This window comes from Mesorhizobium sp. M0139 (assembly GCF_040322455.1).
GTDB lineage: Bacteria > Pseudomonadota > Alphaproteobacteria > Rhizobiales > Rhizobiaceae > Mesorhizobium.
Window position 1 is genome coordinate 214,498 of record NZ_JAMYTN010000008.1, and the last position, 26,779, is coordinate 241,276.

Genomic DNA, 26,779 nt, shown 5'->3' on the forward strand with positions numbered 1-26,779 from the left:
GTGCGATGATTGTCTTTGTCACCGGAGACCTGCTGGCCGCCCAGGAAAGCTATATCGCTCAAGGCGTGGCAGAGGGCAATCAAGAGGGCCTTGGCACCGGACTTGCGCTGAAGATTTCGAAAAAGTGGCCGAATGTGCAGGCTGCGTTCAAGAAATATGCTCGGACCGGCAGGTTTATTGGGGGTCATATCTGGACATTGGAGCCAGACGGCAATCAGCCGGGCTTCATTTATCTGGCAACCCAGCCAGATATGTATCACGCCACGCTTCCCTATTTACGGAAAGCAGTTCGCGGGCTTGTGAAATGGGCCGACAAAAACCGGGTAGAATCCATCGCCTTGCCAAAAATCGGGTCTGGGCTTGGCAAATTATCTTGGCTCGACGAGGTGAAACCCCTGCTTATGGAGCAGCTAACACCTGGGCCTACGCGGTACGTCGTCTATGAGACATTCTTGAACGAATTCGAGAATAGCGCACCGCCTCGGCTCAAGTAGGAAGCAAGCTAAGCCGCCTCAGCCAGGCACTTGGCACACGTCCCCCGAAACTCGATGACCGCCTTCTTCGCAGCAAACCCGGTCGAGCGCACCCATTCGTCCAGCCGGTGGCCGACGTCATGGTCGGACATCTCCATCACCTGCCCGCATGTGTCGCAGATAGCGAAGGCTGTCATCGAATGCGTATGGTCGTGCGGTTCGGCGCAGGCGACGAAGGAGTTGAGGCTTTCCAACCGGTGCACGAAGCCTGACTTCACCAGGCTGTCGAGCGCCCTATAGACCTGTAGCGGCGCGCGGAAACCGCGCTCGCGCAGCTGGTCGAGAAGCGTATAGGCGCTGAGCGGTCCGCTGGCGGCCTCAAGCTTTTCGAGCACGCTCAGCTGATTCTTCGTCAGCACATCCCTTGCCGCCATGATCCCGTTTTCCGATCGTTTAGAGCATGATGCCGAAAAGTGTGAAGCGGTTCTCGGACGACATCATGTTCTATCTGTTTGATCCAGCGCCGCTCGCAAATCATTTCTGCCATGCGGCGGTCTCAATTCCCTTGAGATAGCGATGAAGCGGGCTTTTTGCCACTGTTTCCGTTATCGCCATCGACACCATGACCACCACCGCCGATTGACGGCACCGACCACATTCAAAATACTGACAAAATTCGCGACGAAAGGTGCCGCACTTGCAAATTCGATCGGGCTTGGGGAAGCAATTATGATCAAACTGACACGACGGACGCTGCTCGTCGGCACGTCGGCGCTTGTGGCTGCCGGTACGGTCTCGTTCCGCGCCCTCGCTGCCTCGCGCACCTATCACGCGCTGCTGGTTGCCTGCACCGACTATCCGAACCTACCGCAGAAGAACTGGCTGATCGGGCCGAAGAACGATGCCGGCCTGGTGCGCGACTATCTCCTGAAGAACACGCCCGATCCGGTGAAGTTCTCGGCCGAGAATGTGATCCTGCTCGCCAAGGACGTCGAAGGCGCCAACGGCCCGCCGACGCATGCGGCGATCAAGGCCGCCCTTGCCGACCTCGCCGGCAAGGTGCAACGCGACGATTTCGTCTATCTGCATCTGTCGGGCCACGGCGCCCAGCAGCCGCAAGCCAAGGCCGGTGACGAGACCGACGGCCTCGACGAGATTTTCCTGCCGTCCGATATCGACAAATGGATCAACCGCGAAGAGGGCGTGCCGAACGCGCTGGTCGACAACGAGGTCGGCGCCGCACTCGACGCCATCCGCGACAAGGGCGCCTTTGTCTGGGTGGTGTTCGACTGCTGCCATTCCGGCACCGCGACGCGCGCCGCGGAAGTCGATGACGAACTGGAGCGCAAGGTCGAGTTCGCCGACCTCGTCGGCGGCGACGACGCGGCGAGAGCAGCCGCGGTGAAGGCCTATGACGACATCTCGGCAAGCGCATCGCGCGGTTTCGACGAGAATGGCGGCCGCAAGCCGGCCTTCAACCTGACGCCGACCGGCGCAGAGCCGATCGCTAGGGGCAACCTGGTCGCCTTCTATGCCGCGCAAACGGTCGAGACGACGCCGGAAATGCCGCTGCCCAAGGGCACGCCCGACGCGCCGCGCTTCGGCCTGTTCACCTTCACGATCCTGTCGAAATTGGCCGAGAACCCCAACGTCACCTATCGCCAGCTCGGCCAGGCCGTGCTGCAGCAATATTCGGCCGACGGCCGCACAAGGCCGACGCCCCTGTTCGAGGGCGAACTGGACGCCCGCGTGTTCGGCACCGACAAGACCGACGCCGTCATGCAATGGCCGATTGCCGTCAAGGACGGCGATGCCGCGATCGGCGCCGGGCTGCTGCAGGGTCTGACCCCCGGCAGCAAGCTCGCCATTTTGCCTTCGGCGCTGTCGAAGCTCTCCGACGCCGTCGGCTATCTCGAAGTGAAATCGGCAAAAAACCTCGAAAGCCAGCTCGCACCAGTCGAATTTGACGGCAAGCCGGCGCTCGCGCCGACAGCCGTGCCCGCCGGCGCCTATGCGCGCGTTGCCGAACTCGCAGTCGACTACAAGCTGCTGGTGGCAAAGCCGGCGCCGACCGCAGGGCTCGAAAAAGAAACCGAGCTGGTCAATTCGGTTCTGGACGAATTGGTGGCGAAGCCGAAGTCCGGCTTCCACATCGCGCTGGTCGAGCCCGGCAAGAGCGCCGATCTGCGGCTTGCGGTGCTGCGCGAAAAATCCATGGACGGCGCTGCCGCCAACGCCAGCGACGAACCGGCGCTGTGGTTCCTGCCGGCGTCCGGCGACATCAGCTTGAAGGACGGCAGCAAGCCGCCGCGCATCGTCATCCATCACGACAAGCTTGCGGAAAACACAGCCAAGAACTTGACCACGATCTTCCGCGCCACCGGCCTGTCGCGGCTCGCCGCGGCGTCCGACTACCGGCCGGACGAGGTCAGCGTCCAGTTCCTGATCAAGCGCCAGGACAGCGATGTGCTGGAGCCGATCGAATCCTCGACGGTGCCGCGCGTTTCGCCGGGCGATCAGGTACACATTGCGGCCAAGAACGGGTCCGACGAGTTCGTCGACATCAACGTGCTCTACATCGGCAGCGACTATTCGATCACCCATATCGTCGCCGAGCGGCTGGCGCCGATCAACCAGCAGGCCGATCAGGGCCTGAAGGAAGGGCTGCTCGCCTTCACCGACACCAGCTTCGGCATGGAGCGCATGATTGCCGTGCTGACCGAGGCGCCGCCGCAGAGCGAGAAAGAGGATCTGAGCTTTCTTGCCCAGGAAGGCGTGCGCGCCGTGACGCGTGCCGCATCGGGAACGCCTGGTTTTTCCGACATGCTGGCCGACATCGGCATGGCGCCGGCGACGCGCTCGGTGATGCGGCTTGCCGACAAGAGCGGTCCCAAAGGCGCGGTGATGATCTTCCCGATGGAGACGGTGCCCCGCGCCTGACCTGACATCGCTTCGCCGGCTCTTGCCGGCGTGATATATGAACATTCCCGGCTCGCGACACTTCTATGCGCCGCGGCTGGATGCAACAGATGAGGACATCAGTGACTATCCCCGTGCTCTCCTGGCATGCAGCGACGGTCGGCCTTGCCGGCAGCCTGTTGCTGGTTGCCAGCGCCTCGGCGGACGAGAATTGCGGCCTGTGCGCCAAGCAGATCGTCACCAATTCCGAGCTCGCCACCTGCTTTCTCGACCAGTACGACCAGATCGCCAAGACCGGCAACACGGCCGTTGTCGTCGATCTCTCCAGCTGCGCCTCGCGCGGCGTGGTCGAGCCCTTGCCGTCACCCAGCAAGGCGGCTGCCGAACCGGACGTGCAGTTCATGATTTCGCGCACGCAGCTCGATTGCCTGAAAAAGAAGCTGGAGACACCCGGCGTCGTGCTCGATCCCACCGCCACCATCCAACTGGACAGCTGCGGATGAAAAAGCCGGGGGGCACTGCAACGCAGAAATCGCCGGCCACATCGGCGCCTCCGCTGGCCAAGAAGCCGGCGACCTTGCCCGAAACCACCGAAGGCTTTCCGTGGCCGAGCAGTCACGAGATCAAGAAGGAAGCCAACCCCTTCACCGACCGCGACTGGCGCATGCTGATCTACGCCTGGTCGGGTCTCGCCGTGCGCCTGGCGATCATCTTCACCCTGGCCTTCTCGGTCTTCCAGTTTCTCGCAAACCAGGAACAGAAGCGCGTCGAGCAGACGATGTCGCTGGTCGAGCTTTGGGAAAGCAAGGATTTTCAGCAGGCGCAGCGCGCGCTCAAGGAGCGCCTCTCGTCGCTCAACGCCAAATACGACAATCTGCTCAGCGCCACGCCTTCGCCGACCGAGGAACGGGTCTTCCGGCAACGCATTGGCATTGAGGCGATGACTGCCGGCGGCGGCACCATGCCGATCGCCGATTTCAACGACAATTTTGATCGCATCGTCTATTTCCTCAATCGTCTCTCCATCTGCGTTGAGGGCAAGCTCTGTTCGCGCGATGTCGCCGATGCCTATTTCCGCGACTATGCGGTGTCGTTCTGGAGCTATTTTGCCGGCTACATCGAAAAAGAACGCAAGGCCGGTTCCGCCAATTATGCCCAGGCGATCGAGAATTATGTGCGTCACGGATCGCCGCCGCCCGCCGACTCCAAATAGCGGCGCAACAAGGTGCCGGGCAGCTCCCATCCCTTGCGTGCTATCCGGTGGCTAATCCTGGTCGGTCTTCTGGCGTTAACGTCAACCGCCGGTGCCGAGGACCTCGATTTCCATCTCGATCTCAACACCGGCGGCCACAGCGCCAGGGTCACCGATCTTGCCTTCACGCCGGACGGCGAGGGACTGGTCTCGGCGTCCGATGACAAGACCATCCGCATCTGGGACTGGCAGAGCGGGGTGACGCTCCGCACCATTCGCGGCTATCTTGGCAATGGCAATGACGGCAAGGTCTTTGCGATTGCCGTGTCGCCGGATGGCAAGACGATCGCCGCCGGCGGTTATTTCGGCGCCGGCATCGGCGACAAGCCCCCTTATGGCGATATCAGGCTGTTCGATTTCGCCACCGGCAAGATCAAAACCGTGCTCAAGGCCGCCGACTATGCCATCTATGATGTCGCCTTTTCACCCGACGGAAACACGCTCGCCGCCGGCGGTGGCGATGGTTTCGTCTACCTCTGGCGGGCGGACGACAAATCCGCGTCGGGCTGGACGCTGGCGGAAAAACTCGATGCCGATTCCTGGCGTGTGGAAAAGCTCGCCTTCGCCGCTGCGGGAACCCGGCTGGTGGCGACGACCACCGACAACGGCATAAGGCTCTGGGACATCGCCAAGTCAGAGGAAATCGCTTTGCCCGCCGAGGCCGAACCGCTGCGCGATGTCGGCGTCGCCGCACTCGCCGTGTCATTGGATGGCAGGCTGTTCGCCACCGGCAGCAAGGACGGCGACGTCCAGCTCTGGCAGGCCAGCACCGGCAAATTCGTCCGCGCCATGCCGAAGCAGGATTTCCAGATCGGCGCTCTGAGCTTCGCCACGGGTTCGCGGCTTGTGGCGTCATGCAGCTATCGCTGCGCCGACAAGCATCGCTCGGCGGTCTGGAATACCGACAGCGGCGAGCAACTGCTCGATTATAACGGCCATGACGGCACGGTCTTTGCTGGCGCCGGCAATGCCGACGGCTCGCTGGTGGCGACAGCCGGCGGCACCCGCAACGCCATCCAGGTCTGGAACCCCATGACCGGCGAGCGCAAGGCGCTGCTGCAAGGGGTCGGCGAACCGGTGACGGCGATCGGGATCGATGCGGCGAGCAGCTCCATCGCTTGGGGCAACACCAACCCCTGCCCTGAACGCGTGTCCTGTCCCGAGCTGCAGGGCACGCTGGACAAGGTGCTGGCGCTACCGACGGCCGAGCGGTTCTTCGAGGACCCGGTGGCGTTTGCGGAACAGGGCGCCTATGCCCGCGCGGCACTCGCAGAGGGTGAGTGGTCGCTCCGTGCTGTCCCCGGCGGCAAGGACGGCCTGGAGAATGCCGTGCTCGAAATCGCGAGCGGCGGAAAGGTGATGCACAGCATCGAGAATTCCGCCACCAATGGCTTCGTCCATTCGGCTTACACGCTGATCGGCAATGGGCTTGGCCTGATCACCGGCGGCAGCGACGGCACGCTGTTGGAATACAAAACCGCGGCCGCCGAGGTATCGGGTGAATTCACCGGCCACACCGGCGAGATCAACGCCATGGTTGCCGCCGAGAAGGAAGGGCTGTTGGTCACCGGCAGCGCTGACCAGACCGTGCGGCTGTGGAATTTGAAGACACACAAACTGATCGTGTCGATGTTCTTCGCCGGCTCCGAATGGATCGCCTGGATGCCGCAGGGCTACTATTATTCCTCCGCCGATGGCGACAAGTTGATCGGCTGGCACGTCAATCAGGGCCGCGACCACGAAGGGCGTTTCATCAGCGCCGGCCAGCTGAAGAAATATCTCTGGAGCCCGGAAATGGTGCGCCGGGCCATCATCCTGCGCAGCGCCGAACAGGCGGTCCAGGAAATGCGCCCCGGCGTAGACCGCCAGCTGGAAAAGCTGCTCGAGCGCAAACCGCCGGAATTCGGCATCAAGCTTGCCGCCGACCAGAGCAACGTCCGCGAGGGCTATGTCGCCGTCGAGATTTCGGGCGCGCAGGAAGCCGGCGCCGATGTCGCCGGATTTTCGATCCTGTCGAACAGCCGCAATGTCGGCAATGTCACGGCGCGCTCGGCCGATGGCGGCAAGAGCACCATCGTCGAAGTGCCGGTCGAGAATGGCGAAAATACCATTCGCATCACCGGCACCAACGAGTTCGGCTATCTGACCGAGCGCAGTGTCACAGCACTTGGCAGGAAAACCGAAAAGCCCGCCAACAAGGGCAAGCTCTACGTCGCCGTGATCGGCGTCGACAAATATCCTTTCCTCACCGATGCATGCGCCGGCCACGCCTGCGATCTGCGCTATCCCGTCGATGACGCCACCGAATTCCTCAAGGTGATCTCGCAGAAATCCGCGCCCTTGTTCTCGGCGATGGAGACGCTGGTTCTGGTCAACCGCGAAGCGCTGGATGAGGCGCCCGATTCCGGCAAGGACGTGTTCAAGGTCGCCAGCGCCGACACCATCCTGGAACCGGATTCCGACACCATCGACGACCAGCTCGCCGACTTCCTCGACAGACCCGGCGAGAACGACACCACCATCATTTTCGTCGCCGGTCACGGCATCAACATCGACGAAGACTATTATTTCATCCCCACGGACGGCCGCAAACAGGATCCCGACCGCTGGAAGCGCTCCTCGCTGGTCGACTGGGGCGACATCCAGAAATCGGTTGAGCGGGCCAAGGGCATGCGCTTCATGCTGCTCGACACCTGCCACGCCGCCAACGCCTTCAACCCGCGCTTGGAAAAAGACGCGCAGGACGCACGCATCGTCGTCTTCTCGGCCACCGCTGCCAACAACACCGCCGCCGAACTGCCCGACCTCGGCCATGGCGTCTTCACCTATTCGATCCTCGAAGGCCTGCGCGGCCGGGCCAAGACCTCCGACGACGGCGTGACGCTGTTCGGCCTCGCCGACTACATCTCGCGCGAAGTGCTGCGGCTGACCGCGTCCAAGCAGAAGCCGTTCTACTATGTCGGCGGCGTGGAGAACATTGTGCTGGCTGAGCCGTGAGGGGTTTGCGCCAAGACACCCCCCTCTGCCCTGCCGGGCATCTCCCCCTCAAGGGGGGAGATTGGCAGCTTCTTTGGCGACGCCTTTTTCTTCACCGTTGGAGATTCGCGAAAACCGCAAAACAGCTAATCTCCCCCCTTGAGGGGGAGATGTCCGGCAGGACAGCGGGGGGTGCCTGGGCACGGACCAGCATTCTGATCTTTGCCACCGCCTTGCTTATCCTCTCAGTGCTTCAAGCGTCTGCCGCCCCCATCACCTGCCCGCCCGGCGACACAAACTTCCCGTCCTTCTACTCCGACCCCACACTCTTCACCGACGCCATCGCCGCCGTCGCCAGAATCGAGCCGTCCAACCAACGCCTCACCGGCATCACAGTCCCCCACCACCTGCTCGTCGCAGATCTCGTCGCACTCGGTTTCCACGCCGCGTCCGGCTTCCGCTACAAGCGCATCGTCATCCTGTCGCCGGACCATTTCCATAAGACGCAGAAACTCTTCGCCACCACGACGCGCGGCTTCGACACTGTGCTTGGCCCGGTCCTGGCCGACACGGCAGCCCTGCGCCTTATCCAGGCGAACAGCGACATGGTCGAGGACTCCTGCCTCTTCGCCAAGGAGCACGGCGTTCAAGCCATGCTGCCCTTCCTGCATCATTATTTTCCCGAGGCAACCATCGTGCCGGTGGCGATGTCGGTCAAGGCGAAGCGCGGCGACTGGGACCGGCTGGCGCAGGCGCTGAAAGCGATCGTCGACAAGGACACGCTGATCGTCGAATCCACCGATTTCTCACATTATCTGCCGCAGCACGAAGCCAGGCGTTTCGACCAGCAGACGCTGAACATGCTCGCCGCCGGTTCGCTCGACGGCATCGCGGCGCTGCGCCAGCCGGATCACGCCGATTCGGTCGGTGCGCTCTATATCCAGACCAGGCTGCAGCGCGAACTGTTCGGTGCTGCGCCGCTGGTCGTCGCCAACGAGAACTCGCAGGCGCATTCAAGCGACTATGTCGAGCGCACCACCAGCTATGTCGTGGCGCTGTTCGGCGCCTTCGGCCCCGGCTTCAATAATCCTGCCCGTCCCGACGACAAGCTCTACTATTTCGCGGGCGACGTGAATTTCGGCCGCGCCATGAAGAAGATCCTGGTCCGCGACGGTGTTGCCGAGAAGATCGTCGAAAGCGTGCTGGCCCTGACCCGCTCGCGGCCGCTGATCGTCAATCTCGAAGGCGTGATCCTGCCCAACGTCCCTGAAGCGATCGACGACATGACGCTGGCCATGCCCGCAGACCTCGCCATCGACATGCTCAAGAAATTGCATGTCGCCGCTGTCAGCCTGGCCAACAATCACGCCTACGACCTCGGCCCGTCAGGCTATGCCGAGACGCTGGCCGCACTCGATGCGGCCGGCATCGCCCATTTCGGGCAGGGCGAGACGCTGGCGCTTGCCGATCTCGACCTGGTCGGGCTGACCGACATCGATACCAACGGCTCCAGGAACACCGACCTTCTGACGCCTGCTTTGCTCGACCGGCTGCTGCACGACAATGCCGAGCGGCCGGTGATTGCCTTCGTCCATTGGGGCCGCGAGTACAAGACGGAGCCGTCGCCGCGCGAGGAGATGCTTGCCGACCAGATGCGGCTGCGCGGTGTCACGGCAATCGTCGGCGGTCATCCACATGTATCGAGCGAGGCGATCCTGCCGCTCGGCGGCGGCGATGTTGCGGAGATCTATTCGCTCGGCAATTTCCTGTTCGACCAGAAAGCCGAACGATCGTCCGGGTCGATGCTGGAACTCAGGGTGTTCAGCCAGGACACGATCTTTGCCCGGCTGATCCCGCTGCCCAATTTTTTCGAGATGGGCTCGAAATGACGCGATTCCCGAAAGGACGTGACAGGACCTCAACAGCCTTGCAGATCTTCCGGCAGATAGCAGACCGCCGGCTTGGTGCTGGTTTCGAACAGCGACTGCTTCGGCCTGAAATAGAAGAACGTGGCCGGCTTGCTCTCGCGTGTGCTGCCATCGGCGAAATGGGCGGCGATGCTGAAGCGATGGATCGACGACATTGACGACCACATTTTCAGCCGTGCCGTGTAGGCGCTGAGATTCTTGTTGCCGCGCACCGGCATGGGGATGCTGTAATCGGTCTTGCCGATCGGAAATTCGATGTTCTGGTAGCGCAGCGCTTCGGGCGACGCGCCGCCGCCATCGCCGCATTCGGCGAGCGATTCTGGGACCTCGATGCTGACCAGCGAGACGATGACGCGAAACGGCTCGCTCTGCTGGTAGACAGCGCCCTGATCGTCCGCCCAGGAATAATCGAGCTTGCCAATCCCGGTCACGCTCATTTTCTCGACGCTGCCGCTGATGTAATCGGCAACGTCGCCGAACTTGACCTTGTTGGCCACCTGGGCGCGGCAGACATCCAGGCTGTCCCTTGACGGGCAGGTGAAGCGCTCGGTCTCGAGCGTGGTTGTGTCGACGCCGGCTTCAATCAGCACGTCCTTGATCGAGACGTCCACGCCATCGCCGAAAGTGCCGATGTCCTTCGTGAACATGCGGCTCGGCTCGCCGGTCGCGTTGTCCTCCTCGTCGGTCCTGGTGAACTGGATCGACATCTTCATGTCTTTCACGTCGCCCCAGCCATTGTTGACGATCGAGAAGTCGGGGCGGAAGCCGACGCAGCCATAATGCTCGCTGATCGACAGCATCGGCTTGCGGTAGGCCTCGCTCGCGGCCACCTTCATTTCCAGGCTGTCGATCTTGACCCTCGACCGGTCGGTGGTCTTGAGGTCGACTTCGGCGAAGGCCGGCGCCGTCTCCCAGTCCATGCCTTCATAGACATTGCCGGTACGAATCTCTCCGGTGCCGTTCCAGGCATCGTTGTACTGGTCCGACACCGGATAGATCGCGATGTCTTCGTCGCGCACGAGATGCTGGTACTGCATGTCGGCCTGCTGCGTCATGCGCTGGTCGACGGCAATGCCGATCTCGACCTTGTCGGCGGAACCGCCGCCGGTCTGCGCCTTGAGCAACCCGCCCACTCGGGCATCGGCCAGCACATCGGGGCGCGCACCGCCGATCTCCTTGCCCATCGCCCATTGCGACCAGTAGACGGTGCCGCCGGCCAACCGGGTGCGGCCCTTGCCGTCCTTCAGCCCATCGGCAAAAGAGCCGACGAATATCTTGCCTGTCTTCGTCTCCAGCCTGCCCTCGCCATTCGGCACACCGGCCCTGAATTGCCCTTCATAGCGATTGCCGTCGGCATCGACATGGATCGCATGGCCGTCGAGCTGGCCGGCGACCCAACGGCCGTCGAGAATCTCGCCTGAACGCAGCTCCAGCCGGCCTTGTCCATCGGGGCGGCCATTCCTGATCTCGCCGAAATAGCTGGAATAGATCGTCTTGGGGTCGTAGCTCGCCGAGCCGCGTACGCGCCAGACCAGCCTGCCCTTGCCGTTGACGGTGCCGTCGGCTGCGACGGTGCGGTCCGGCGACACGCCGGCTGCCGGCTCCCAGGTGAAATCAAGACCCAATTCCGGGTGGGAATCCCAGACCCGTACATTCTTGCGCAGCACCGAACGTGTTTCGCTTTTATAGAGGATTTGCACCCGCTCGGCCCAGGCGCCATCGGGTGTGGCACCGCCTTGATCGGCCATAGCGGAAAAGCATGTCAGTGCGGCCAGCATGGATGCAGCCGCCATCGCTTTGACCCCGAAGATCATTCTTGCCCGCGCCATCTTACCCAACCCCTTGGATCGCCTAGCGTAAGCACCGCTGCAACACAGTGCAAGGGAGGTGTTTCGATACAAAAAACCGGCGGCAGGAACGTCCCGCCGCCGGTTTGCTAATGCTGGTTCTCGCCGCTGTTTGCCGGCGAAAGATCGGGCCTTATTTGTACAGGCTGTTGATCCACGCCACGTTGGCAGCGTTCAGGCGCACCGCAGTGTTGGCGTTGGGGCTTTCGGCCACGTTCACACCGGTGACGACGCGCTGCTTGGCGCCATTGTCATAGGCGTAGACCGAGCTGCCGCTCGACCCCGGATAGGTGTCGCAGTCGTACTGGAAATACTCCGCGCCGATGTTTTCGGCTTTCACTTCGCAGGTCGCCTTCCACATCGTACCCATCGGCTTGTCGCCGGGGTAGCCAACGATGTTGGCGGTGAAATCGCCGAGGTTCTCATAGTTGGCATAACCCAGCCAGCCGAGATTGGTGCCGACATCCTGCTTCAGCGTGATGATGCCGAGGTCCCACGGAATGACCGAGCCGTAGTAACCCTGATAATTGTCGATGAAGCCCTGCAGGATATAGACGCTCTCGTAGCTGAAAGCGCCAAACGGTGCATCGTCGGCGGTGTTGCCGTTGAGCGACGGCACGAAGATGACGTCGTCGAGCCAAGCCTTGTCTTCATTGCTGTAGAGGCAATGCGCGGCGGTGAGCACCGTGCGCGGACCGATCAGGGTTCCCGAGCAGCTGCCATAACCGCTCTTGGCTTTGCCTTCGATATAGCCGATCGCGGTGAACGGGTAGGTCTTGGTGTTCTTGATCTGCTCGCGATCGTCGGCCCCGAACACCTGGCGGCCGGCTTCGTCGCCGCCCGTCAATCCGGTCTTGTTGGCCGCTGGTGCGTTAGCGGGCGCGTTCAATTCCTTGATGACAAGGTCCTTCAGCGTCTCGCCTGCATCGATCTTGATGTCCTTGCCATCGGCGGAACGTCCGACGATGCCATAGGATTTGACCGCCGTGCCCTCGTCGGTCAGCGGCGCTGCCCGGCTGGCTTCATCTTCGGTCAGTTTCGGCGGAGCGATCGGCTTTGCACGGCCGGGCTGGTAGTCGCCCGTTCCGAGATCGCGCATGCTTTCGCCATTGCCGGCATTCGCTGAGCCGGGATCGGCGGCGAAGGCAGGCATCGTCCACAGTGCGGTGGATAGCAGTGCGGACGCAATGATAGTGCTTGTCAGTTTCGTCATGGTGAGACTCTCCCAAAAGTCAGCAAGGAGTGGAGCAAAATACAGAAATATTGTCGAGATCGTGGTGGAGTTAAAAAATTAGTTTGGTTACCCGCCCGTATCGGATCATCGGTCCGGGCGGCCTCGTTAAAGCCCTCCGCCAAACGCACCCGCGTCGATATACTGCCTAAAATAATCCAACATTGGCAATGACAAATCGCTTCCACGTAGCCCGTGGGGGGCTATAGGGTTTGGGTGGGCTCTGCCCGATGGGGCACGATTAGCAAAAGTGGTATTTCGGTTTTATGACCGCGCGGATGTCGTTCGTTCTGGCAGAAGGCGATCGAGGTACCGCTACCGCTTCTGTTGGTTATGCGTCATGGCGGCATGGCTCGGCAATTTTCATCTCAGGAGGGTTTCAAGGTGAACATTATCCATCGGTTCAGGCCGCTTGCCGCTGCATCGCTGCTCGGCATCGCGGCCGCTTTCCCCGCCGTCAACGCGCTCTATGCAGCCGACGACGCCGTCAGGCCGGAAGCGGCGGTCTCGCCGATGCAGCGCGTTGCCGAAGCCCGGGACAAGGCCAAGGCCGAGAACCCCGACGGCGCCGACCGCGTCTATGGCGGCAAGGAAGCCGACAAAGGGGCCTATCCGTTCCAGGTGGCGCTGCTGACCAGCGCCCGGCTGGATCCCAGCCCGGCCTCGCAGCCAAACGCGCAATTCTGCGGCGGCAGCCTGATCGCGCCGCAATGGGTGCTGACGGCGGCGCACTGCCTCAACGACAAGGGCCGACCGATTTCGCCCGATACGGTGACCGTGCTGACCGGCGCCACCGATCTTACCGAAGGCAAGCGCTACAAGGTGGTCGAGGTTATCGTCAACGAGGGCTACAGCGAACAGACGCTGGACAATGATCTCGGCCTGCTCCGGCTGGCGGAGCCCGCCGATGCGCCGGTCATCAAGATCACCAATGAGCCGACGCCAGACAGCGGCAAGACCACGGTCATCGGCTGGGGCAAGATGCAGGACGGCACCTTCCCGACCGCGCTGATGGTGGCCGATCTCGATCTCGAGCCGAGCGCTGCCTGCAACAGCGGCATCAAGTCGATCTATGCGCATGACCTGAAGGCGGCACTTGGAGATCTCTCCCACCGGATGCGTTATTCGGAAAAGGGCATCGATGCCGCCGCCAATGCGATCGCCGCCGATATGTCGGATCCGCTGACCAAGAACATGATCTGCGCCGGCACCGACAGCGGCGAACGCGACGCCTGCAACGGCGACAGCGGCGGTCCGCTGTTCATGACCGGCGCCAGCGGTCCGGTCCAGGTCGGCGTCGTCTCCTGGGGCGAAGGTCCGTCCGACGGCACCGCCGCTTGCGGCCACAAGAATGCCTATGGCATCTACACGCGATTGGCCAACTATACCGGTTGGATCGAAGCCAAGATGAAGACCCCGGCTCCGGCAGCCGCGGCGGCCCCCAAGGCCGGTCTCGGCACGGCCAAGAAGCCCTGAACGAGCCCGAAGCTTGATTAACGCAAAACGGCGGGATCTTTCCCGCCGTTTTGATTCATGTCCGGTGCCGGCTGTTCCGCTTACTTCCGTGGCGGTCCCTTGCGCTCGGCCGACGCCGCCCACAGATTGATGTCGGACTCGCGTGCGTAAGTGTCGATTTCGGCGAGCTCGGCATCGCTGAACTCGAGCACCTTGAGCGCGCCGACGCAGTCCTCGACCTGTTCGGGCCGGCTGGCGCCGATCAGCGCCGAGGTCACCCGGCCCTTGCGCAGCACCCAGGCCAGCGCCATCTGCGCCAGCGTCTGGCCACGCTTGCCGGCGATCGCGTTCAGCGCCTGGATGTTAGCGATGGTCTTTTCGTTGATGAAGGCGGGCCGCAGCGACTTGCCTTGGCTGGCGCGGCTACCCTCGGGGATGCCGCCGAGATATTTGTCGGTCAGCATGCCTTGCGCCAGCGGCGAGAACACGATCGATCCGACACCGAGCCCTTCCAGCGTATCGAGCAGTCCGTCCTCTTCGACCCAGCGGTTGAGCATCGAATAGCTCGGCTGATGGATGATGCAGGGCGTACCGAGCTGCTTCAATATGTCGGCGGCCTCGCGCGTGCGCTGCGAATTGTAGGACGAGATGCCGGCATAGAGCGCCTTGCCGGAACGCACCGCATGGTCGAGAGCGCCCATCGTTTCCTCAAGCGGCGTATCCGGATCGAAGCGGTGCGAATAGAAGATGTCGACATAGTCGAGCCCCATCCGCTTCAGGCTCTGGTCGAGGCTCGCCAGCACATATTTGCGGCTGCCCCATTCGCCATAAGGCCCTGCCCACATCTCATAGCCCGCCTTGGTCGAGATGATCAGCTCGTCCCGATAGCCGGCGAAGTCGGTGCGCAATATCTCGCCGAAGGCGATCTCGGCCGAGCCGGGCGGCGGGCCGTAATTGTTGGCGAGATCGAAATGGGTGATGCCGAGATCGAAGGCCTTGCGCGCGATCGCCTGCTTGGTGTTGTGCGGCGTGTCGTTGCCGAAATTGTGCCACAGGCCGAGCGAGATCGCCGGCAGTTTCAGGCCGGATCGCCCACATCTGTTGTAGAGCATTTTCTCATAGCGGTGTTCAGCCGGCTGCCAGCGCATGGGTACAGATCCTGGATTGTATGGGTGTCGGCGCGAGCGCGCCGCCACCCTTCTACCTCATTTCTGCTTCGCCAACAGTCCTTTTGCGTCCTTGACGCCGAGTGCAGCCGGCCGCTCGCAGCTGGTCTGCATGGCGACGAACTTGCCGGTCTCGCCCGACCGCAACAGGCCGGTCATGACATCGACGGCATGCAGCGCGAGCTCCATCGAGCAACGATGCGGCCGGCCCTCGGCGATCGCCAGCGCCATGTCGGCAAGGCCTGCGGTGCGGTAGTTGGCCATCATGCCCTGGCCGTGCATTTCGTTGGGCACGCCGAACGGATGCTGCCATTTCGGCAGTTTCTTCACCGGTTTTGCCGCCTTGGTTATGCGCACGTCGCCACCGAAGAAATTCGGATCCGGCACGAACACCGTGCCCGTCTCGCCATAGAGTTCCATCGGCGCGTGACCATGCGCCCAGACGTCCCAGCTGGTGTTGAGCGTGATCACGGCGCCGTTCTCGAACTCCAGCAGGCCGTGGATCGTCGTCGGCGTGTTCACCGGGATTTTTTCGCCCGCGCGCGGTTTCGACGAGATCGTGCGTTCCTTGGCAGGCGTCGTCGCGAAGGCCGCCACCTGCTTCACCGGCCCGATCAGCTGGATCAGGTTGGTGATGTAGTAGGGCCCGATGTCGAGCACCGGCCCGGCGCCCGGCTGGAAGAAGAAATCGGGATTGGGGTGCCAGTGCTCCATGCCGTGGCCCATCACATGACAGGTGCCGCTGGTGATCTTGCCGAGCGCGCCGGTGTCGATGAGGTTGCGCACCAGCTGGTGCGCGCCGCCGAGGAAAGTGTCCGGAGCCGAACCGATGCGCAGCCCTTTCTTCTCGGCCCGGCTCTTGAGGTCGAGGCCTTCCTTGACCGACAGCACGAACGGCTTTTCCGAATAGACGTGCTTGCCGGCATCGAGGATCTGCTTCGACACCCCGTAGTGCACCGCCGGGATGGTGAGGTTGACGACGATGTCGATCTCGTCATCCTTGAGCAGTTCTTCGACGGTCTCGGCGCGCAGCTTGAACTCCTTCGCCCGTGCCTTGGCCGCGTCCATGTTGATGTCGGCGCAGGCGCGCATCTCAATGCCGCGAAACAGCGGCGCCAGCGAGAAATACGCTTTCGAGATGTTGCCGCAGCCGATGACGCCGATACCCAGTTTCTTTGCCATGATGATTGTTCCTAGTAAGCCTTGACGGATGCGAGCGAGCGGCTGGCGAAGCGCTCGATATCGTTGGGGTTGTCCTGTTCCATGACGTAATATTTGGCCGCGCTCTTCGCCCGAAGTGTCTTGATCAGGCCGGCCCAGTCGATGGTGCCGTGGCCGACATCCGCCCAGCCGTCCTCGTCAAGGCCTTCGCCTGACTTGGCCATGTCCTTGACATGGACGGCGCTGATGCGCTTGCCGTGCTTTTCGATCCACGGCAGCGGATCAACGCCACCGCGGACTACCCAGGCGACGTCCATCTCCCAGCCGATGTCGGGCGCAGCCGACAGGATGTGATCCTGCGGCACCGAGCCGTCGGCGAGTGTCTTGAACTCGAAATCATGGTTGTGCCAGGCAAAGCCGTAGCCGGCTTTTTTTGCGGTCTCGCCGACCTTGGCCAGACGCTCGCCAAAGCCGCGCCAGCCGGCAGCGTCGGCCGGCCGCTGCTCGGCCAGCAGATAGGGACAGATGACGAGCGTGATGCCGAGTGCGTCGGCTGTTTTGCGTACCCCGTCGAAATCATTCTCCAGCGCATCGATCGAGAAATGTCCGGTCGGCATCGAAAGCCCGTTCTTGTCGAGTTCGGCGCGGAACGCCGTGGGGTCGTCATAGACGCCGCCGAAACCTTCGACTTCCTTGTAGCCGAGCTTGCCGAGCATTTTCAGGATGCCGTCCCACGGCTGGAAATTGCGGGCGCTGTAGAGTTGGAATGACCAGTTCATCGTCTCTGTCCGTTTCTTGGGTGGTTAAGGCTTGGGGATGTTTTCGGGGGATCGTTTCGGTCGTTCTTGGGAGGATGGTTTGCGGATGATTCTAGAGGGTCACAGGCGATTGCCGGTCGCAGCGTCGAACAGCGAGGCGCGCGCCGGATCGAAACCGAACTGGATCGGATCGCCGCTGCGCAGCGTCCGTTCCGCTTCGACGCGGAAGGAGAAGTTGCGGCCGGCAAGCTTGGTCCACACCAGCGTGTCGGAACCCATCGGCTCAACGATCTCGACCGAACCGCCGGCGGAAAACGGCATCGACTTTGCAGCGTCACCGAAAGCGATGTGTTCAGGCCGGATGCCCAGCACGCAAGCGCCGGCCGGGCGCTCCGTGCCGTCAAAGGTATAGCGGTCGAGCGGCACCGAAACACCGTCGGTCCTGAACGCCGGAGCAGCACCGGCTTCCAGCTCCCCTTCGAGGAAATTCATCGCCGGCGAGCCGAGGAAGCCCGCGACAAAACGGTTGACCGGCCGGTTGTAGATCGTCTGCGGCGCGTCGAGCTGCTGGATGACGCCGCCGCGCATGACCGCGATACGGTCGGCCAGCGTCATCGCCTCGATCTGGTCGTGGGTGACGTAGATCATGGTGTTCTGCAGCTTGCGATGCAGAAGCTTGATTTCGACGCGCAGTTCCGAGCGCAGCTTGGCGTCGAGATTGGATAGTGGCTCGTCGAACAGGAAGACATCGACGTCGCGCACCAGCGCCCGCCCGATCGCCACGCGCTGGCGTTGGCCGCCGGACAAGGCCGCGGGCTTGCGCTGCAAAAGCGGCTCGATCTGCAGGATCTCGGCGGCGCGTGCGATGCGCTTGGCGATCTCATCCCTGGGCACGCCGGCAACGCGCAGGCCGAACGACAGGTTCTTCTCCACCGTCATTTGCGGATAAAGCGCATAGGACTGGAACACCATGCCGATGCCGCGATCCTTGGGCTCCTCCCAGGTGACGTTCTTGCCCTTGATGAAGATGCGGCCTTCGGAAATATCGAGCAGCCCGGCGATGCAGTTGAGCAAGGTCGACTTGCCGCAGCCCGAGGGACCGAGCAGCACGATGAACTCGCCCTCTGCGACCTCGAGATTGAGGGTCTGCAGCACCGATACAGAGCCGAAATTTAGGGACAGGTCCTGGATCGAAACGCTGGTGCCGTTGGCTGCCGTCATCGCCATCACCCTTTCACCGCACCGGCGGCGATGCCGCGCACGAAAAGCTTGCCGGAAATGAAGTATACGATAAGTGGCACAAGGCCGGTCAGGATGGTGGCGGCCATGTTGACGTTGTACTCCTTCACGCCTTGCACCGAATTGACGATGTTGTTGAGCTGCACCGTCATCGGATAGGTGTCGGGGCGGGTGTAGACGACGCCGAACAGGAAGTCGTTCCAGATGCCGGTCACCTGCAGGATGATGGCGACGACGAAGATCGGCAGCGACATCGGCGCCATGATCCGCAGGAAGATGCCCCAGAAGCCGGCGCCGTCGACCCGTGCCGCCCTGAACAGCTCTTCCGGCATCGAGGCAAAATAGTTGCGGAACAAAAGCGTGAGGATCGGCATGCCGAATATGGAATGGACGATCACCAGGCCGCTGAGGCTGCCGTAGAGGCCGATCTCGCGCAGGATGATGACGATCGGATAGATCATCACCTGATAAGGGATGAAGGCGCCGACGATCAGGATGACGAAGAATGTGTCGGCGCCCTTGAAGCGCCAGTTGGCCAGCGCATAGCCGTTCACCGAGGCGATCGCGATCGACAGCAGCACTGACGGCACAGTGATGCGCACCGAATTCCAGAAGCCCCGCGAAAGCCCGTCGCAATTGAGGCCGGTGCAGGCCGTCGCCCACGCCTTCACCCACGGTTCGAACGTGATTTCGAGCGGCGGCGAGAAGATATTGCCCATCCGTATCTCGGGCATGCCCTTAAGCGAGGTGACCACCATCACGTAGAGCGGCAGCAGATAGTAGACCGCCACCACGATCAGCGTGCCATAGAGGAAGATATTGCGGCGCGAGAAGACATGCCGCGGCTTCGGCCCGCGCGGCCCGGAGGCTTCGCGCTCGGCGGCACCCGCGCTGGCGGGCAAAGGGACGGCCGGGTCAGCCACGCTTCCTGCCTCCAAATTCAAGGTAGGCCCACGGCACGACGACGATCACCACCGAGAGCAGCATCATGGTCGAGGCGGCAAAGCCCTGGCCAAGATTCTGTGCGAAGAACATGTAGTCATAGACATATTTGGCCGGCACTTCGGAGGCGATTCCGGGGCCGCCGCTGGTCTGGGCGACAACGAGGTCGTAGACCTTGACGATGCCCGACGCGATGATGACCAGCGTGGTGATGAAAACCGGCCGCATCATCGGGATGACGATGAACAGATAGGTCTTCCACATCGGGATCCCGTCTACCCGCGCTGCCTTCCAGATGTCCTCGTCGATGCCGCGCAGGCCGGCCAGCATCAGGCACATGATGAGCCCGGTGCCTTGCCACAGCGCCGCAATCGAAATGCCGTAGATGACGATGCTGGAATTGTAGAGCGGGTCGAAGTTGAAGCTCGTCCAGCCGAGGTCCCGCACCACATGCTGGATGCCGAAATCCGGATTGAGCAGCCACTGCCAGACCAGGCCGGTGACGATGAAGGAAAGCGCGAACGGATAGAGGAAGATGGTGCGGAACGTGTCCTCGAAACGGATCTTCTGGTCGAGAAGCGCTGCAAGCAGGAAGCCGATGACCAGTGAGAACACGAGCGAGATCGCGCCGTAGATCAAAAGGTTCTCGATCGAGATCAGCCAGCGCGGCGTCGCCCACAGCCGGTAATACTGATCGAGCCCGGCGAAATTCAGCCGTGGCAGCAGCTTCGAATTGGTAAAGGAATAGAACACCGTCCAGACGGTGCCGCCGACGAAAACCACCGACGCGGTGAGGATCATCGGGATCGAGGCGACCTTCGCATTGATGTTGCGGAACAGCGGGTTGGGGCGTTCGCTCTTGCTCATCTCGTCAGCCGGCTGGGTAAGGGCGGTGCGATCCCGGCCCTGCTTTCGCAAGGCCGGGAGCGAGGTGTATTGCCTCCAACGTCAGTCTGCCGAAGCGATGAGGTCGGCGAAGCGCTTCTGCGCGTCTTCGATGGTCAGGTCCGGCTTGGCGAAGAATTCGGCGAAGAGATCTTCCTTCTGCTTCTGGGTATCCTGCGAAAGCAGTTGGTCCGTCCACGGGATGACGGCGCCCTTGGCGAGGATGGCCAGACCCTTCTTCATGCAGTCGTTCGCCGCATTGAGATCGACGTCACCGCGCACCGGCAGCGAGCCCTTCTTGAGATTGAAGGCGACCTGAGTCTTAGGGTCGAGCAGCGTCTCTGCCAACACCTCCTGCGCCTTGGACTTGTCGGCATCCTTGAGCAGCGGGAAATAGAAGGCGTCGCCGCCGGTGGCGATAACTTCGTTCAGACCGAGGCCCGGCAGGCAGGCATAGTCCTTGCCGGCGACCTTGCCGGCAACCTGGAACTCGCCTTGCGCCCAGTCACCCATGATCTGGCCGCCGGCCTTGCCGGTGATGACCAGATTGGTCGCCTGGTTCCAGTCCTGCACATTGGTGTTCTTCGCCATCTTGCGGGCATCGTCGGCGGCCTTGAAGACCTTGGCGATCTCGGGCCCAGCGGCGAACTTGGCGTCCTTGTCCTTGTAGACCTTGAGGAATGCATCGGTGCCGCCGACCGCCGCCAGCAGCACATCGAAGGCGCCGGAAGATTGCCAGGCCTGTCCGCCGACAGCGAGCGGGATGATGCCCGCCTTTTCCAGGGCGGGCGCTGCCGCCACGAATTCATTCCAGTCCTTCGGCAGCGGCACGCCGGCCTTCTCGAAGGCTTCGTTCGACAGCCACAACCACTGCCAGGAGTGGATATTGACCGGCACGCAGTAGATCTTGCCGTCTATGGTGCAACTGTCGAGCAGGCTCTTCGGCCGCACGATTTCCGTCCACTTGCCCTTGGTGGCGACATCGGTGAGGTCGCGCATCAGGCCGGCCTGCACCAGTTCTTCGGCCTGCCGGCCGTGATTGAACTGGGTGGCGCCCATCGGATCGCCGCCGGTGATGCGGCTGATCATGATCGGCCGTGCCGTGCCGCCGGATCCGGCAATGGCGCCGTCGACCCAGTGATTGCCGGTCGCGTCGAAGGCCTTGGCGAATTCCGCAACCGCCGCCGCCTCGCCGCCCGACGTCCACCAATGGGTCACTTCCAGGTCGGTGGCGGCCGCCGGGTCGGCAAGCTGAAGCGCGGCCGTCGCGGCAAGGGCAGCGGTCAAAAGTCTATAGCGCATTTCGGTTCCTCCCAGAATCTGAAACGTTACAGATTTTCGATACGGCAATTATGCGGTGCGTGCAACCCCTGAGATAAACGCGCTCGAATGTTTTTTCGAGGCGCGAACAAATTCGTTGCGTGCAAACCGGCAAACTCCGCGCAAAACCGGGTGCTGCGCTGCAAAATCATGCTGCAGCGCAAGAAAACCGTCTCGAACCTGATTGTCGCGCAACGTTTCTGGCCGCCAAAACCCTGCCAAACCCATGGCTTGAGAGACCCACGCGCTGCGATGTTGGAAATCTGTAACGTTTCAGTATATTGAGGCCTGACGGCGAAGAACCGTGCCACATCGTCATCGAAGCGATTGTCGGCTGGTCCGGCGGCTGCTATGCGCCTGACGGGGCGGGACGAATGGACAGGGACCAGACGGAGAAGGACGACGAGGCGTCGGCGCATGAGCGGCCGACGCTGAAAACGCTTGCCTTCATGACCGGGCTCGGCGTCACCACCGTCTCGCGCGCGCTCAAGGATGCACCCGAGATCGGCGCCGAGACCAGGCGGCGGGTTCAACTCGTCGCCAGGCAGATCGGCTACCGGCCGAACCGCGCCGGCGTGCGCCTGCGGACTGGCAAGACCAATGTTATCAGCCTCGTGCTCAATACCGAGCGCGAGATCATGAGCTTTGTCTCGGACATCATCTACGGCGTCTCGGAGGTCATTGCCGACACACCCTATCACCTGATCGTCACGCCCTACTCGCGCTCGCAGGATCCGCTGGACCCGGTAAAGTATCTGGTCGAGTCCGGCTCGGCCGATGGCGTCATCATCTCACGCACGCAGCCCAACGATCCGCGCGCCCGCTACATGCTGGAGCGTGGCATACCCTTTGCCACGCATGGCCGCACCGATATGGGGCTTGTCCACCCCTATCACGACTTCGACAATTACGCCTTCGCCGCCGAAGCGGTGCGCCATCTGGCCAGCGTCGGCCGGCGCCGGCTGGCGCTGGTAGCGCCGCCGGTCGGGCTCACCTATTACGACCACACGGTCAATGGCTTTGCCGACGCACTGAGCGAGGTCGACGCCAGCGAAGTGCCGTTCAACGCTGTTTCGATCGACCAGTCGATCGATCAGATCAGGACGCGGACCGCGCAGTTGATGCGCCGCGACGTCAGGCCGGACGGTTTCGTCAGCAGCGCCGCCGCAGCAACGCTGGCCATCGTCGCCGGCATCGAGGATGCCGGCCTGAAACTCGGCCGCGACGTCGATGTCGTGTCCAAGCAATCGTCGGAACTGCTGCATCTGTTCCGCCGGGAGTTGCTGATCGTCAACGAAGACTTCCGCCTCGCCGGCACCGAGCTTGCCCGCGCCGTGCTGGGCTGGATAGGCGGCGCGGCACCTGGCTCTTTGCAGACTGTGGTCAAGCCAGGCGACGTCGTCGCGTATCAGGGCTGACTGGCACGACCTGAGAGGCCGCCTCACCTGACCCTAGGCGGCAGCGCCGCTGCCCCATGGGCCATGGAAAGCCCCCTGCTCGCCGATGCGCTCGAAACCATGCGCGCCGAAGAAATCGCGCTGCGCCTGGATCAGGTTCGAGGTGCCGCGGCCCTGGCGGTAGCTGTCGAAATAGGCAAGCGCCGACGCCAGCGCCGGCACGGGCGAACCGGCCTCCGACGCTCTTGCGACGATGCGCCGGAGCGACGGATGCGCCTCCTGCATCATGGTGGTGAAAGCCGGCGCCATCAAAAGGTTGGTGGACGCGCCGCCCGAGCCGAAGGCTTCCGCCATGGTGTCGAGCATCTGCGAGCGGATGATACAGCCGGCACGCCAGATCTTGGCGATGGTCGGCATCGGCAAGTTCCAGTTGAACTCCTTCGAGGCGGCGCTCATCACCGCGAAACCTTGTGCATAGGCGGCGATCTTGCCGGCGAGCAGCGCCAGCTCCAGGTCTTTCAGAAGTGCCGCCTTGTCGCCGGAGATCTTGGTGACGCCGATATTGCCATAGGCTTTTTCGGCCGCCTGCCGCTCATCCTTGATCGAGGACAGCACGCGGGCCGCCACCGCCGCCTCGATGGCCGTCGCCGGAATGCCGAGCTGCTGCGCCTCGATGACAGACCATTTGCCGGTGCCCTTCTGGCCGGCACGGTCGAGGATGATGTCGACCACCGGCTTGCCGGTCTTTGCATCGTCGGCGGCCAGCACCTTGGCGGTGATCTCGATCAGATACGAATCGAGCCGGCCCTTGTTCCAGTCCTCGAAGACCTTGCCGATCTCCTTCGGCCCCATGCCGAGACCGTCACGCAGGATGCCGTAGATCTCGGCGATCATCTGCATGTCGGCATATTCGATGCCGTTGTGGATGGTTTTCACGAAATGCCCGGCGCCGTCTGTGCCAAGCCAGGCAGCGCACGGTTCATCCTTGAACTTAGCCGAGATCGCGGTCAGCACGCGTTCGACGCGCTTCCAGGAGTCTTCGGTGCCGCCGACCATGATCGACGGTCCATGGCGCGCGCCTTCCTCGCCGCCCGATACGCCCATGCCGATGAAGGTGAGACCCGAGCCCGACAGTTCCGAAAAGCGCCGCATCGTATCGCGGAAATTGGCGTTGCCGGCATCGATGACGATATCGTTGTCAGACAACACGCCGCGCAGCGCTTCGATCTGTTCGTCGACCGGCTTGCCGGCCAGCACCATGATGATGACCGGGCGCGGCGGCTTGATCGCAGCTGCCAGTTCCTCCAGGCTGTAGCAGGGCACCACCATGTCCCTGAGCGAACCGGCGCCTTCGAGGAAGGCATCGGTGCGCGCCCTGGTGCGGTTGAAGACGGCGATGCGGTGCCCGTGCTCGGCAATGTTGAGCGCGAGGTTGGAGCCCATTGTGCCAAGGCCGATCAGGCCGATTTCGGCTTTTTCCATCGTTTCTTCCCTGCTTTCGGATTTTGTTGAGGCCGCGTTTTTCGGGATGCCCATTTTTCGGCGAGATGATTGACGGGCCTTTCGCGCCACGTCAACCGCCTCGCCGAATTGTGTTGCGTCTGCGTTGTGTCAGACCGAGTCAGGAAGGGTCAGTTGGTGACCAGGCGACGCCTTGCCGATCGAACATATGACGTTAGGTTGGACATATGGCAGTCAAACGGATGGACAATGTCGGAATCGTCGTCGATGACCTCGACGAGACGATTGCTTTCTTTTGCGAGCTCGGCCTCGAACTGGAAGGGCGGGCGACGATCGAAGGCGAGTGGGCCGGACGTGTCACCGGGCTCGGCGATCAGCACGTCGAGATTGCCATGATGCGCTCACCGGATGGCTATAGCCGGCTCGAGCTCTCCCGCTTCCTCACGCCGACTGTCGTCGCCGATCACCGCAACGCCCCGGTCAACGCCCTGGGCTACCTGCGCGTCATGTTTACCGTGGACGACATCGACGACACGCTGGAAAGGCTCCGCAAGCGTGGCGCGCAGCTGGCCGGTGAAGTCGTCCGTTACCAGGAGGTGTATCGGCTCTGCTACATCCGCGGGCCGGAAGGGCATCTCATCGGGTTAGCCCAGGAACTCGGCTGAGCGCCCTTCGCAGGCGGGCTGAATATCACTCGGCGCGGATATCGATCGGCGCTTCGATCTTTACCACTTCGAAATCCGAAACCAGAATATCGAGCCGCGCCGTCCAGCGGCCTGGAATCGGAATGACGAGATTATCGACGCGCCAGGTGCCGTCGCCTGGCTTGGTCGCCGGACGCTTGATCGGCTCGATCCCCGAATCGGGCTTGGACAGCACCAGCGTCACTTCCTTGGCGTCGAGCGGGCCGAAATCGCCATCCATGATGACGATGGAGGCGGTGACCTCCCCGGTATGGCCGGGCGTGATGTCGATGTCGGCCATCGCCTTCATAGTGTGGATATGGGTCGACGTCGGTTGTGCCGCGGCGATTGCCAGGGCCCGTGGCGGCGGCGTGAAGCGCCAGCCGGCGGCAACGCCGAAGATCAGGAGCACGATCAGCATTTCGACTGAGATCGAGCGGCTAAGCCGTCGCCGCACTTCCGTCGCTCCGGCCTCGGCCAAGGCGGTGAGCCGCCATCGATTGACCGCCGCCAGCGTGAACAGAAACACCAGCAGCGCCAGCTTGATCAGCAGCAGCCGGCCATAGGCGGTGTTGACCAGTGCCGCCGGTGTCTGCACCTGGATGATGGCGAGCACCACACCGGCGGCGGCAAGCACTACCACCACGGGCATGATCGCGCGCGAAAACCGCCGCAGGAACGCCCCGGCTTCCACCGATTGGCTGCTCAACGCCAGGCCGAGCGGCAGCAATGCTCCAGCCCAGAAAGCGATGCCGGCGCCATGCAGGAACACCATAGGCCGCGTCAGCCATTGCGGTTCGGCTGCACTGGCATGGCCGCTGGCGGCAAGGGCTGCACCCACACCGGCCAGCCCGGCGAGCGCCAACGGCCTGGCGCCAGCACGCGATCCGACCAACGACAGCAGGCCAAGCCCGAGCGCCGCCAGCGAAATCAGCACCGTCCAGCCGAAGCTGGTGCCAAGCGCCGTCCGCCAGACCACCGGTTGCGCCAGCCGGGCGAGTGGCGCGCCCAGCGCGTCCAGCCCCTGGAACCCGAGCGACAGGGGTGCTGCGACCAGCCCGCACAGGATGGCGGCAATGACGAAGCGCTGGCCTGAGCGCTGGCCTTGCGCCAGCCATGTCAGCGCGAAGGCGCCGCCAATGCCGAGGAAAAGCCCGATGTAGAGAAGAACCTTGCCGGTCCAGATCGCTGACCGCAAATCTATATCGACAGCTTCCCCCACCGCCGGCGCCGCACTTGGCGCGCCAACGGAAAACAGCACCGAGCCGCCGACCGGATGGCCATCGGCGGAAATCACCCGCCAGCTCAAGACATGGGTGCCCGGCCCGAGCTTTTGTGGATTGTCGATCTCAACCGTTTGGTCGCTCAACCGAAACGAGGTCAAAGCGACAGGCGTACCGTCGGGCCGCACCAAGGTCAGCACCAGCGGCGACACAGGCTCGCTGAAGGTCAGCGAAAATTGCGTCGGCGCTCGCTCCAGAACCGCGCCGTCGGCAGGCTCGGCCTTGATCAGCGCCGCATGGGCAAAGGCCTGGTTTGGCGTGGCAAGGACGGCAAGCAGCAGGATCGCGGCCAGCAGGCCGAAGCACCTGCCGGCTGTCCGTTCTATCCGCTGAAAACAGGCCACGTTCATGCCATCCACCAAAACAGTGGCGCGCCGCTTCGAGGCAGCGCGCCGCCAATGCA

Annotated in this window: 21 protein-coding genes; 9 read left to right on the plus strand and 12 right to left on the minus strand. The window is 62.7% G+C overall.

Going from position 1 to position 26,779, the window contains the following annotated elements; genetic code table 11:
• The first annotated feature begins 5 nt into the window (after nt 1-5).
• Nucleotides 6-494, plus strand: a complete 489-nt coding sequence (locus NKJ58_RS16155) for a macro domain-containing protein (RefSeq protein WP_023691986.1) — start codon at nt 6-8, stop codon at nt 492-494.
• An 8-nt stretch (nt 495-502) separates the two neighbouring features.
• Here NKJ58_RS16155 and NKJ58_RS16160 read toward each other — a convergent pair whose 3' ends face one another.
• Nucleotides 503-907, minus strand: coding sequence for a Fur family transcriptional regulator (locus NKJ58_RS16160; protein WP_023686595.1), 405 nt, complete (start codon nt 905-907; stop codon nt 503-505).
• Between the two features lie 295 nt (nt 908-1,202).
• On the opposite strand from NKJ58_RS16160, the gene NKJ58_RS16165 reads away from it, so the two are divergent.
• The 5 genes from NKJ58_RS16165 to amrB all read left to right on the plus strand — a co-directional run bounded on the left by NKJ58_RS16165 (nt 1,203) and on the right by amrB (nt 9,509).
• Entirely contained in the window at nt 1,203-3,413 is a 2,211-nt protein-coding gene (locus tag NKJ58_RS16165; RefSeq protein WP_352560923.1) for a caspase family protein, read from the plus strand.
• Nucleotides 3,414-3,502: 89 nt separating this feature from the next.
• Entirely contained in the window at nt 3,503-3,895 is a 393-nt protein-coding gene (locus NKJ58_RS16170) for a hypothetical protein (protein ID WP_352518459.1), read from the plus strand.
• Nucleotides 3,892-4,605, plus strand: coding sequence for a DUF4760 domain-containing protein (locus tag NKJ58_RS16175; RefSeq protein WP_352853441.1), 714 nt, complete (start codon nt 3,892-3,894; stop codon nt 4,603-4,605). Before NKJ58_RS16170 ends, NKJ58_RS16175 begins: the two co-directional genes overlap by 4 nt.
• A gap of 33 nt (nt 4,606-4,638) precedes the next feature.
• Entirely contained in the window at nt 4,639-7,641 is a 3,003-nt protein-coding gene (locus NKJ58_RS16180; RefSeq protein WP_352853442.1) for a hypothetical protein, read from the plus strand.
• 149 nt (nt 7,642-7,790) lie between these two features.
• On the plus strand, nt 7,791-9,509 hold the full coding sequence (amrB, locus tag NKJ58_RS16185) for an AmmeMemoRadiSam system protein B (protein ID WP_352518461.1): 1,719 nt from the start codon (nt 7,791-7,793) through the stop codon (nt 9,507-9,509).
• A gap of 29 nt (nt 9,510-9,538) precedes the next feature.
• Here amrB and NKJ58_RS16190 read toward each other — a convergent pair whose 3' ends face one another.
• Both NKJ58_RS16190 and NKJ58_RS16195 read right to left on the minus strand, forming a co-directional pair.
• Entirely contained in the window at nt 9,539-11,377 is a 1,839-nt protein-coding gene (locus NKJ58_RS16190; RefSeq protein ID WP_023714129.1) for an MORN repeat-containing protein, read from the minus strand.
• 151 nt (nt 11,378-11,528) lie between these two features.
• A complete protein-coding gene (locus tag NKJ58_RS16195) occupies nt 11,529-12,608 on the minus strand; it encodes a trypsin-like serine peptidase (RefSeq protein WP_023714130.1) in 1,080 nt (359 codons plus the stop codon).
• Nucleotides 12,609-13,010: 402 nt separating this feature from the next.
• Here NKJ58_RS16195 and NKJ58_RS16200 point away from each other — a divergent pair, with 402 nt between their 5' ends.
• On the plus strand, nt 13,011-14,102 hold the full coding sequence (locus NKJ58_RS16200; protein ID WP_023714131.1) for a S1 family serine peptidase: 1,092 nt from the start codon (nt 13,011-13,013) through the stop codon (nt 14,100-14,102).
• Nucleotides 14,103-14,182: 80 nt separating this feature from the next.
• Here the strand turns inward: NKJ58_RS16200 and mgrA are convergent, their stop codons facing one another.
• The 7 genes from mgrA to NKJ58_RS16235 form a co-directional block, all read right to left on the minus strand.
• Nucleotides 14,183-15,229, minus strand: coding sequence for an L-glyceraldehyde 3-phosphate reductase (gene mgrA / locus NKJ58_RS16205; protein WP_023669798.1), 1,047 nt, complete (start codon nt 15,227-15,229; stop codon nt 14,183-14,185).
• A gap of 57 nt (nt 15,230-15,286) precedes the next feature.
• A complete protein-coding gene (locus tag NKJ58_RS16210; RefSeq protein ID WP_023669799.1) occupies nt 15,287-16,429 on the minus strand; it encodes a Gfo/Idh/MocA family protein in 1,143 nt (380 codons plus the stop codon).
• Between the two features lie 11 nt (nt 16,430-16,440).
• Complete coding sequence (locus tag NKJ58_RS16215) at nt 16,441-17,187, minus strand: sugar phosphate isomerase/epimerase family protein (RefSeq protein WP_023669800.1); 747 nt, start codon at nt 17,185-17,187, stop codon at nt 16,441-16,443.
• A gap of 99 nt (nt 17,188-17,286) precedes the next feature.
• The gene (locus NKJ58_RS16220) at nt 17,287-18,387 is read right to left on the minus strand and encodes an ABC transporter ATP-binding protein (protein ID WP_023686606.1); all 1,101 of its coding nucleotides are present in this window, start codon (nt 18,385-18,387) and stop codon (nt 17,287-17,289) included.
• 5 nt (nt 18,388-18,392) lie between these two features.
• Nucleotides 18,393-19,328, minus strand: coding sequence for a carbohydrate ABC transporter permease (locus NKJ58_RS16225; RefSeq protein ID WP_023669802.1), 936 nt, complete (start codon nt 19,326-19,328; stop codon nt 18,393-18,395).
• A complete protein-coding gene (locus NKJ58_RS16230; protein WP_023683029.1) occupies nt 19,321-20,214 on the minus strand; it encodes a carbohydrate ABC transporter permease in 894 nt (297 codons plus the stop codon). The genes NKJ58_RS16225 and NKJ58_RS16230 overlap by 8 nt, the downstream gene beginning before the upstream one ends.
• An 81-nt stretch (nt 20,215-20,295) precedes the next feature.
• Complete coding sequence (locus NKJ58_RS16235; protein ID WP_023804596.1) at nt 20,296-21,534, minus strand: ABC transporter substrate-binding protein; 1,239 nt, start codon at nt 21,532-21,534, stop codon at nt 20,296-20,298.
• A 392-nt stretch (nt 21,535-21,926) separates the two neighbouring features.
• Between NKJ58_RS16235 and NKJ58_RS16240 the strand changes: the two genes are divergently transcribed.
• On the plus strand, nt 21,927-22,970 hold the full coding sequence (locus NKJ58_RS16240) for a LacI family transcriptional regulator (protein WP_023683027.1): 1,044 nt from the start codon (nt 21,927-21,929) through the stop codon (nt 22,968-22,970).
• A gap of 33 nt (nt 22,971-23,003) precedes the next feature.
• Here NKJ58_RS16240 and gnd read toward each other — a convergent pair whose 3' ends face one another.
• Nucleotides 23,004-24,431, minus strand: a complete 1,428-nt coding sequence (gene gnd / locus NKJ58_RS16245) for an NADP-dependent phosphogluconate dehydrogenase (protein ID WP_352853444.1) — start codon at nt 24,429-24,431, stop codon at nt 23,004-23,006.
• Nucleotides 24,432-24,637: 206 nt separating this feature from the next.
• On the opposite strand from gnd, the gene NKJ58_RS16250 reads away from it, so the two are divergent.
• Nucleotides 24,638-25,075: a VOC family protein gene (locus tag NKJ58_RS16250; protein WP_352463283.1), complete on the plus strand. Its 438-nt coding sequence runs from the start codon at nt 24,638-24,640 to the stop codon at nt 25,073-25,075.
• Between the two features lie 25 nt (nt 25,076-25,100).
• Here the strand turns inward: NKJ58_RS16250 and NKJ58_RS16255 are convergent, their stop codons facing one another.
• Nucleotides 25,101-26,726, minus strand: a complete 1,626-nt coding sequence (locus NKJ58_RS16255) for a copper resistance CopC/CopD family protein (protein ID WP_023686611.1) — start codon at nt 26,724-26,726, stop codon at nt 25,101-25,103.
• Between the last annotated feature and the right edge of the window lie 53 nt (nt 26,727-26,779).